We start from the raw sequence: 8,142 nt of genomic DNA, 5'->3' as shown, positions 1-8,142 counted from the left end.
TGCCAAGGGCATTGCTGGGTAGCTATGTAGGGAAGGGATAAACGCTGAAAGCATCTAAGTGTGAAGCCCACCTCAAGATGAGATTTCCCATTTCTTTAAGAAAGTAAGACCCCTGAGAGATGATCAGGTAGATAGGTTGGAAGTGGAAGGCTAGTGATAGTTGGAGCGGACCAATACTAATCGGTCGAGGACTTAACCAAAGAATGGATAAGTAAAAGCAACTTGGTTATTTTGATTCAAACTTCAATCCAGTTTTGAGTGAATGAAGATTCAACTCAATAAGAAACAACACCCAGTGTGGTGGCGATAGCGAGAAGGATACACCTGTTCCCATGCCGAACACAGAAGTTAAGCTTCTTAGCGCCGATTGTAGTGAAGGGTTTCCCTTTGTGAGAGTAGGACGTCGCCACGCGATTATTCCGGCATAGCTCAGTTGGTAGTAGCGCATGACTGTTAATCATGATGTCGTAGGTTCGAGTCCTACTGCCGGAGTTTAACATATGAAATATCATGAGTATGTGCTTCTTTCAGCTATGGAGAGTTGTCCGAGAGGCCGAAGGAGCATGATTGGAAATCATGTAGGCGGTAAACACTGTCTCAAGGGTTCGAATCCCTTACTCTCCGTTTCATATTTACAAACTGGCCCGTTGGTCAAGCGGTTAAGACACCGCCCTTTCACGGCGGTAACACGGGTTCGAGTCCCGTACGGGTCATTTATTTTAATAGTAACATTCCTTTTTGGAGGTTTAGCTCAGCTGGGAGAGCACCTGCCTTACAAGCAGGGGGTCAGCGGTTCGATCCCGTTAACCTCCATTACTCGGTTGGTTCCGTGGTGTAGGGGTTAACATGCCTGCCTGTCACGCAGGAGATCGCGGGTTCAAATCCCGTCGGAACCGCCATTTAATGTTGTTACTTGAAAATTATTTGAACAAGCTTTTGTTTTAGGCGTGGTAGCTCAGTTGGTAGAGCAACGGATTGAAGCTCCGTGTGTCGGCAGTTCGACTCTGTCTCACGCCATTTATGGAGGAATAGCGAAGTGGCTAAACGCGACGGACTGTAAATCCGTTCCTTAGGGTTCAGTGGTTCGAATCCACTTTCCTCCATTTTAGGGGCATAGTTTAAAGGTAGAACAACGGTCTCCAAAACCGTTGGTGTGGGTTCAATTCCTGCTGCCCCTGCCATTTAATTATTTAATAGATACACTTTTTAAGATTACGGCGATCGTGGTGAAGTGGTTAACACACCAGATTGTGGCTCTGGCATTCGTGGGTTCGATTCCCATCGGTCGCCCTTTGTAATTTTATTGGGGTATAGCCAAGCGGTAAGGCAACGGACTTTGACTCCGTCATGCGTTGGTTCGAATCCAGCTACCCCAGTTTTTTTGTAACAAAAATGGAATATGGCGGTATAGCCAAGTGGTAAGGCAGAGGTCTGCAAAACCTTCATCACCGGTTCAAATCCGGTTACCGCCTTCCAAAAATATCTTGCCGGCGTGGCGGAATTGGCAGACGCGCTGGACTCAAAATCCAGTTCCTTCACGGGAGTGCCGGTTCGACCCCGGCCGCCGGTATACTAAAGACTGTTAAATCATTGATTTAACAGTCTTTTTTGTTTATTATTTTCTCGAATACATAAAAAAACCATCTCAAAAAAATGAGATGGAAAGTTAAGTGAGAGAGTGATAAGTATAGTGCGAATAAATACAAGGGTTACAGAAGAATGTGGGGGTTCTGCATCATCGTCATTAAATGTTCCTGCAGTGGGAATATGAATTTCTGTCATATTATATTCAATAACTTGAACTGTGATGATTACAACAGTTCCAATGATTGCTAACATAGTAGTCATACTTTCACTCCTCTCTTAATTTTAAATAAAAGTACTTAACTGATTGACTAGAGACTAAAAATATACATCAACATGAACGTTGAGCTTTAGCACTATACAACGTAAAGATCACTCTTAGCTATTTTGAGAAAAGCCTTCTCCTCGACCAGTCTTGTTCTACTCATTGGTGTCTCTCGACATTTCTGAGCAATAGCCTATGTTTGTATAGGAGCCTCACCTAACTTATTACAAAGAAATAATAGTCTTTTAAGTAACTCTTTGTCAAGACATAAGCAGAAGTCAAAACAGTTCTATTTACAAATGAATGCGACGAACCATTTCTTCTGTTATTTGTTCTACAATATCAATGGTTGTTTTTGGCGAACGTTGATTTCTGGGGATATCGATTGAGTAAATTTTGGCAATACGACCAGGATTTGCATCCATTAATACAACCCGATCAGAAAGTTGGACTGCTTGTTGAACGTCATGCGTGATCATTACAATTGATTTAGTCGCAATTTGATTGTTTAGCCAAATTTCTAATAAATCGTTAGATAATTGGCTGGCTGTAATGATATCTAAAGCTGAAAAAGGTTCGTCTAAGAGCAATAAGCTAGGTTCGATGGCTAAAGCACGAGCAAAGCCTACACGCTGTTTCATTCCACCAGATAACTCTCTGGGATAAGCTTTTTCAAAACCAGTTAAACCAATCATTTCAATGAGATTACTGACTCTTTTATTTATTTGTTCGCGAGAAATTTCTTTACGGTTTTCTAAGCCAAAGCTGATATTTTTTTCAACTGTCAACCAAGGAAAAAGGGCAAAATGTTGAAAAACCATGCCGATATTGGCATCAGGCTCATTAATGATTTTATCTTCAAAAGTAATTTCACCTCTAGTTGTACGAAGAAGTCCAGCAATACTTCTGAGCAACGTTGATTTTCCTGTTCCTGATTGTCCGATAATACTTAAAAATTCATTCGTTTTAACTGTTAAATCAATATTTTCAAGGACTTTTAAATGTTCTGAATGTCCTTCAATTTCAAATTCTTTATATACTGATTTTATGCTTAATAATTCTTTATTTTCCATCGTCTTATTAGATAGGTCAAGGGAAATCACCTATCGTTCTCCTCTCTAGTTTATCTTAAAAATTTAGTCGAGTTGAGTCGTCCAGCTATTAATAGTGAAATTTTTGTTTTGCTGCTCGATATAAAGGTTGCCAAACAAAGGCGATACATAAACCAACAACGAAACACATCGCTAAGGTTCCTAAGGCAGATTTATCTTTTACGCCATCGTTTGCCGCAATATATTGTCCTAGGCCAGTAACATCTATTGATTTTTTGCCCCATTGAATGCTTTCTGCTGCGATATCAGCGTTCCAAGCAGCACCAGCAGCGTTAATAATTGCTGTAATGAGGTAAGGTAAAATAGAAGGGATCAAAAATTTTGTCCACCATTGCCATTTAGATAATTTAAAAAGTTTGGTTACGTCACGAATATCATCAGGGATGGCTAAGTAGCCAGCAATTACATTAAAGAAAAAATACCATTGGCAACCAACCATGATGAGTGGTAAAATCCACCATTCTAATTTGTTGAAGCCCATACTAATAATCAACACAATGAATGGAGTATAAACATTTGACGGAATGGAGCCTAAAATTTGTCCAATCGGTTGAACGATACTTAAGCGCCGATTATCATTCGCAACCCAGATTGCTAAGGGAGTAAAGATAATGCCAGCAACGACCATAGCCAAGGTAACCCGTAGCGTAGTATAAAGGGTTAATCTAGGAATCATGCTGAAATCTTGATGGGGCAAAAAATGATAGAGCTTAATAGAACAATAAACCCCAATAATGGTTAAGCTGACATACCATAATGTTTTGAAGAAATGGCGTAATTTTGCTAGTAATCGATAGAGATAGTCTAGCTTGAAAAAGTACCAAACTTTTGGTAAATCGTAAATCCAAAAATGACTGAATTTCACAAAAGCTTTTGAAAAGTATTTCGTTAAAGTTGCTTTTTTTAATAAATGATAAATGATGGATTTAGGTGGCGTCGTACTTTCGACATCTGTTTCATATTTAAAATAATAAGTGGCTCGAACTAAAGGTTGAAAAACTAAAAAGTTTAAAATCACCACATTGATTAATAAGGCAAAAACAGCCCATAAACAGGATTTAAAGTCGGCTCGATTTAATGCTACTTGGATATAAGAACCAATTCCTGGTAAATAAAGGTTGGTTTCTTTAGGAAAGGCAACAGAAGCTTGCTCGCTGGCCACCAAGGCAAACCAAGCCGCAGTTTGAGAAATAATAACGTTCCAAAGTAAGCCAGGAATTGAGTAAACAAATTCAAGACGCCAAAATTTTTCCCAAGCATTGTACTTGAACTGATCGGTCACATTGACTAGATCTGAAGGAATAACTTCCATTATTTGATAAAGAGTCAACATGATGTTCCAAGCTTGACCTGTGAAGATGGCAAAAATAGCAACCGCTTCTGCGCCCATCACATTTCCTGGAAATAAACCAAGTAACCAAGCAGTTGTAAAGGTCAAAAAACCTAGCAATGGAACAGATTCAAGGAAATTAACTAATGGTAAAATGACTCTTCGTGCCGTTTTATATTTTACGGCTAAAATACCAAAAACAAAGGAAAACAGGAAGGACCAAGCCATCCCCACAATCATTCGAAACATGGTTCGAATTGAAAAGTAAAAAAGATTTGATGGAGATAAGAAATCATCTGTTTTACTTGGTTTTGCGAGGAATTCTTCTGAGGGAAGGGTGTGAAGAGGGCGATTCATTTTTAGCCAAGAGAAGACGATGATAAAAATGAAAATGCCTAAAATGATGAGCAAGGTAAGATTCCCGATACTTTTAGCAAGTAGGGTATTTTTCTTAGATGATGCAGTGACAGCTTTCAATTTAAAAACCTCCAATTAATCATATTAAAGAGGTCGCCGAATAAAAGAAGAAGATTATAGGGTAATCACAATAATTGAGCTTTGGCTTTCTGAGACGTAAGAAAAAAATTCTAGTTATCTTAGGAAAGCCTTAATTCGACAATCCCTGCTTTACTCGTTACTGTCTCTCGACATTTCCGAGCGATAACCTGTGTTCTTCAGAGTAACCTCACCTAATATGATTCTATTTGATTTACATGCTTATCATACTCGTGACTAAAAATAAAACAATTTCTAGCTAGTTATACCTGAATTACTGTTTGTTGTTATTCTATTCAATGATTCTTAAAAAGATTGCCCACATTCTGTTTTTTTAGGGGAAAATTATCAGATGAGTATGTTATGTAACGCAAGGTTAATAGCGTAGGATGTTGTATTTTTAGTTTGTCTCGTTTACTGTTAAAGGTGTAAGTAGTAACTATACGTGAATGGACAAAAAAATTAAAAGTAATCTAGCACCTAAATTAAACAACAAAGAAATTTGTTCAGAAGAAAGGAAATTATGATGATTATTTGGTTAAACGGTGCGTTTGGAGCCGGAAAAAAGACCATTGCACATGAGTTACAACAAAAACTTCCCAATGCAATCATTTATGATCCAGAAATTATTGGTAGTGCATTGATGGAGTTAGTTCCCAAAGAAATGAAAGAAAATGATTTTCAAGAGTATCAGGAATGGCGTTGCTGGAATGCTCATTTATTAAAACGAATGTCCAAAGAGTCTGGACGGCCGATTATTTTTCCAATGACCCTTTATAAAAATGAATATGAAGAAGAGCTGATTGGATATCTGAGACGAGCAGGTATTGACGTTTATCATTTTTTGTTAGCGGTCGAGAAAGAAGAAATTTTACAGAGATTATTGAAAAGAAATGATGGAACTTTTGAATGGGGGAAAAATAAGTTGCCCGAAGTACTTGAAGGTTTTCGTCAGATTCAGTTTACCGAGATTTTTAGAAATCATTCAGCTGACACGACAGAAATTGTAGCAACCATTCTTAATAGAGTAACCGAATAAAAACAAAATAAGGGACCTAAGCCGAAATGACTTAGGTCCTTTATTTTCTACTTCTTAAGATAATCAACTACCAGCTACCCTGATTTCTTCAAACTTTAAGACCGCACATTTACGACAATCTATTTTTACACTGTCAAAATTTTCTTTCAAGTCTTGCATTTTGTTATTTTTAGCAGTATATTTTAGGTGTACCTAAAATATATTAGAGGTTAACCTTCTAACAGGAAGGGCCTTTTAAAATTATTGCAAAACGAAAGAAGGAATTGAATTGAAAAATTCAGAAGAACATGAACCAAAGCAAAGACATCATTTGATTGAATATGCAAATGGTCCTTCGCTTGAAGAAATTAATGGCACCATCGACGTGCCTAAAAATATGAGTTTTTGGAAAACGTTATTTGCTTACTCAGGTCCAGGAGCATTGGTAGCAGTGGGGTATATGGATCCAGGAAACTGGTCTACTTCAATTACTGGGGGACAAAATTTTCAATATTTATTGATGTCGATTATTTTAATTTCCAGTTTGATTGCAATGTTGCTCCAATATATGGCTGCTAAATTAGGCATTGTTTCACAGATGGATTTAGCACAAGCGATTCGTGCTAGAACTAGTAAGACGTTAGGTATTGTATTATGGATTTTAACAGAGTTAGCAATTATGGCTACAGATATCGCTGAAGTTATCGGGGGCGCAATTGCCTTATATTTATTATTTCATATTCCTTTAGGTCTGGCTGTCTTCATTACGGTATTTGATGTTTTACTTTTGTTGTTATTGACAAAAATTGGTTTTAGAAAAATTGAAGCTATTGTTGTTGCTTTAATTGTTGTTATTTTTGTGATTTTTGCTTATCAAGTGGCATTGTCAAATCCAGTATGGGGAGATGTAATTAAAGGGCTGGTTCCTAGCGCAGAAGCTTTTTCTACATCACATGCGGTGAATGGGCAAACGCCACTGACAGGTGCATTGGGGATTATTGGTGCAACAGTGATGCCTCATAATTTGTATTTACATTCTTCTGTTGTGCAAAGTCGTAAAATTGATCGTAAAGATAAAACCGATATTCAACGCGCTTTACGCTTTTCAACTTGGGATTCTAATATTCAATTAACGATGGCATTTTTTGTTAACTCTTTATTATTGATTATGGGTGTGGCCGTTTTTAAATCCGGCAGTGTCAAAGATCCTTCATTCTTTGGTTTGTTTGATGCTTTATCAAATCCAGCGGTTATGAGTAATTCTATTTTAGCGCATATTGCAGGTTCTGGAATTTTATCAATTTTATTTGCGGTAGCCTTATTGGCATCAGGACAAAATTCAACAATTACAGGAACGTTAACTGGTCAAATCATTATGGAAGGGTTTATTCATATGCGCGTACCAATTTGGTTACGTCGGATGGTCACACGTTTGTTATCTGTTATTCCTGTCTTAATCTGTGTTTTAATGACCAGCGGAAAAAGTACAGTGGAGGAGCATATTGCGATTAATAATTTAATGAACAATTCACAAGTTTTTCTAGCATTTGCTTTGCCATTTTCGATGTTGCCTTTACTGATGTTTACAGATAGCCGTGTTGAAATGGGTGAACATTTTAAAAACTCGTGGTTAATTAAATTGTTAGGCTGGGTTTCTGTCATTGGCTTAATTTACCTCAATATGAAAGGCTTACCTGATCAAATTGAAGGATTTTTCGGTGATAATCCGACAGCGAGTCAAATTACGTTAGCCGATAATATCGCCTATGTCATCATAGCACTCGTCATCCTCTTGTTAGTTTGGACGGTTGTGGAATTATATAAAGGCGATAAACGATATGCACAGCAGCTTGCAGCTATGGAGCAACAAGTAGAGGAGGTTAAATAATGAAATTTTCAAAAATTATGGTTGGTGTTGAAGAGTCGCCAGATGCGTTAAAAGCATTTCATTATGCTATCCAAAAAGCAAAAGAAGAACAAGCTGAATTGGTTATTGTTTCGATTTTAGAAGAGAAAGAGATTAATGTTTACCAATCGTTAGATAAAAATTATTGGCAAGAACAGTTGGCGAAATTAGAGAAACAAACGGAAAAATATCAACAAGAAGCGTTAGCGAATGGCATCGATAAAGTAAGTGTAATTGTCAATGAAGGGAACCCAGGAGAATTAATTATTAATAAGCTTATTCCTTTGAATAAACCAGATTTGTTAATTATTGGCTCCAAGTCAACTAGCAAATTAAAAAGCTTTTTTGGTAGCCAAGCAGCTTATATGGCTCGATATGCCCCAATTTCTGTAATGATTATTCGCTAACAAAATTGAAACAGTTAAAAAAGCC

At 37.4% G+C, this 8,142-nt stretch carries 6 protein-coding genes, 12 tRNA genes, 2 rRNA genes and 2 riboswitches (1 of these 22 running past the window's edge); of the genes, 17 read left to right on the top strand and 3 right to left on the bottom strand.

Going from position 1 to position 8,142, the window contains the following annotated elements:
• The 14 genes from IGK86_RS10190 to IGK86_RS10125 all read left to right on the top strand — a co-directional run.
• A 23S ribosomal RNA gene (locus IGK86_RS10190) occupies positions 1 to 200 on the top strand; it begins 2,713 nt to the left of the window's first position.
• A gap of 96 nt (positions 201 to 296) precedes the next feature.
• A 5S ribosomal RNA gene (rrf, locus tag IGK86_RS10185) occupies positions 297 to 412 on the top strand.
• 6 nt (positions 413 to 418) lie between these two features.
• Positions 419 to 492, top strand: a tRNA-Asn gene (locus IGK86_RS10180).
• Positions 493 to 535: 43 nt separating this feature from the next.
• Positions 536 to 624, top strand: a tRNA-Ser gene (locus IGK86_RS10175).
• A 17-nt stretch (positions 625 to 641) separates the two neighbouring features.
• Positions 642 to 713: transfer RNA gene (locus IGK86_RS10170), tRNA-Glu, on the top strand.
• A gap of 27 nt (positions 714 to 740) precedes the next feature.
• A tRNA-Val gene (locus IGK86_RS10165) sits at positions 741 to 813 on the top strand.
• A 10-nt stretch (positions 814 to 823) separates the two neighbouring features.
• Positions 824 to 899, top strand: a tRNA-Asp gene (locus IGK86_RS10160).
• Positions 900 to 944: 45 nt separating this feature from the next.
• Positions 945 to 1,017 (top strand) — tRNA-Phe (locus tag IGK86_RS10155).
• A 5-nt stretch (positions 1,018 to 1,022) separates the two neighbouring features.
• Positions 1,023 to 1,103 (top strand) — tRNA-Tyr (locus IGK86_RS10150).
• A gap of 4 nt (positions 1,104 to 1,107) precedes the next feature.
• Positions 1,108 to 1,181 (top strand) — tRNA-Trp (locus IGK86_RS10145).
• A gap of 36 nt (positions 1,182 to 1,217) precedes the next feature.
• Positions 1,218 to 1,290, top strand: a tRNA-His gene (locus IGK86_RS10140).
• A gap of 14 nt (positions 1,291 to 1,304) precedes the next feature.
• Positions 1,305 to 1,376 (top strand) — tRNA-Gln (locus IGK86_RS10135).
• Positions 1,377 to 1,401: 25 nt separating this feature from the next.
• Positions 1,402 to 1,472, top strand: a tRNA-Cys gene (locus tag IGK86_RS10130).
• Positions 1,473 to 1,486: 14 nt separating this feature from the next.
• Positions 1,487 to 1,570, top strand: a tRNA-Leu gene (locus tag IGK86_RS10125).
• A gap of 17 nt (positions 1,571 to 1,587) precedes the next feature.
• Here IGK86_RS10125 and IGK86_RS10120 read toward each other — a convergent pair.
• The 3 genes from IGK86_RS10120 to IGK86_RS10110 form a co-directional block, all read right to left on the bottom strand.
• Entirely contained in the window at positions 1,588 to 1,848 is a 261-nt protein-coding gene (locus tag IGK86_RS10120) for a hypothetical protein (RefSeq protein WP_010713556.1), read from the bottom strand.
• A gap of 64 nt (positions 1,849 to 1,912) precedes the next feature.
• Positions 1,913 to 2,080: riboswitch (M-box (ykoK) riboswitch) on the bottom strand.
• A gap of 62 nt (positions 2,081 to 2,142) precedes the next feature.
• The gene (locus tag IGK86_RS10115; RefSeq protein WP_002360638.1) at positions 2,143 to 2,922 is read right to left on the bottom strand and encodes an ABC transporter ATP-binding protein; all 780 of its coding nucleotides are present in this window, start codon (positions 2,920 to 2,922) and stop codon (positions 2,143 to 2,145) included.
• Between the two features lie 88 nt (positions 2,923 to 3,010).
• Positions 3,011 to 4,783, bottom strand: coding sequence for an ABC transporter permease subunit (locus tag IGK86_RS10110; RefSeq protein WP_016617487.1), 1,773 nt, complete (start codon positions 4,781 to 4,783; stop codon positions 3,011 to 3,013).
• A 44-nt stretch (positions 4,784 to 4,827) separates the two neighbouring features.
• Positions 4,828 to 4,995, bottom strand: a riboswitch (M-box (ykoK) riboswitch).
• A 314-nt stretch (positions 4,996 to 5,309) separates the two neighbouring features.
• Between IGK86_RS10110 and IGK86_RS10105 the strand changes: the two genes are divergently transcribed.
• The 3 genes from IGK86_RS10105 (at position 5,310) to IGK86_RS10095 (ending at position 8,117) form a co-directional block, all read left to right on the top strand.
• Entirely contained in the window at positions 5,310 to 5,825 is a 516-nt protein-coding gene (locus IGK86_RS10105; protein ID WP_016617488.1) for an AAA family ATPase, read from the top strand.
• 268 nt (positions 5,826 to 6,093) lie between these two features.
• Positions 6,094 to 7,692: an Nramp family divalent metal transporter gene (locus IGK86_RS10100; protein ID WP_002382010.1), complete on the top strand. Its 1,599-nt coding sequence runs from the start codon at positions 6,094 to 6,096 to the stop codon at positions 7,690 to 7,692.
• Complete coding sequence (locus IGK86_RS10095) at positions 7,692 to 8,117, top strand: universal stress protein (protein ID WP_002358161.1); 426 nt, start codon at positions 7,692 to 7,694, stop codon at positions 8,115 to 8,117. Before IGK86_RS10100 ends, IGK86_RS10095 begins: the two co-directional genes overlap by 1 nt.
• Positions 8,118 to 8,142 lie beyond the last annotated feature (25 nt).

The sequence above is a fragment of the Enterococcus sp. DIV1206 genome (assembly GCF_051712485.1).
GTDB classification, from domain to species: domain Bacteria; phylum Bacillota; class Bacilli; order Lactobacillales; family Enterococcaceae; genus Enterococcus; species Enterococcus faecalis.
Note: the sequence above shows the minus strand (reverse complement) of the source record. Positions and strands in the feature narration are given on the sequence as shown.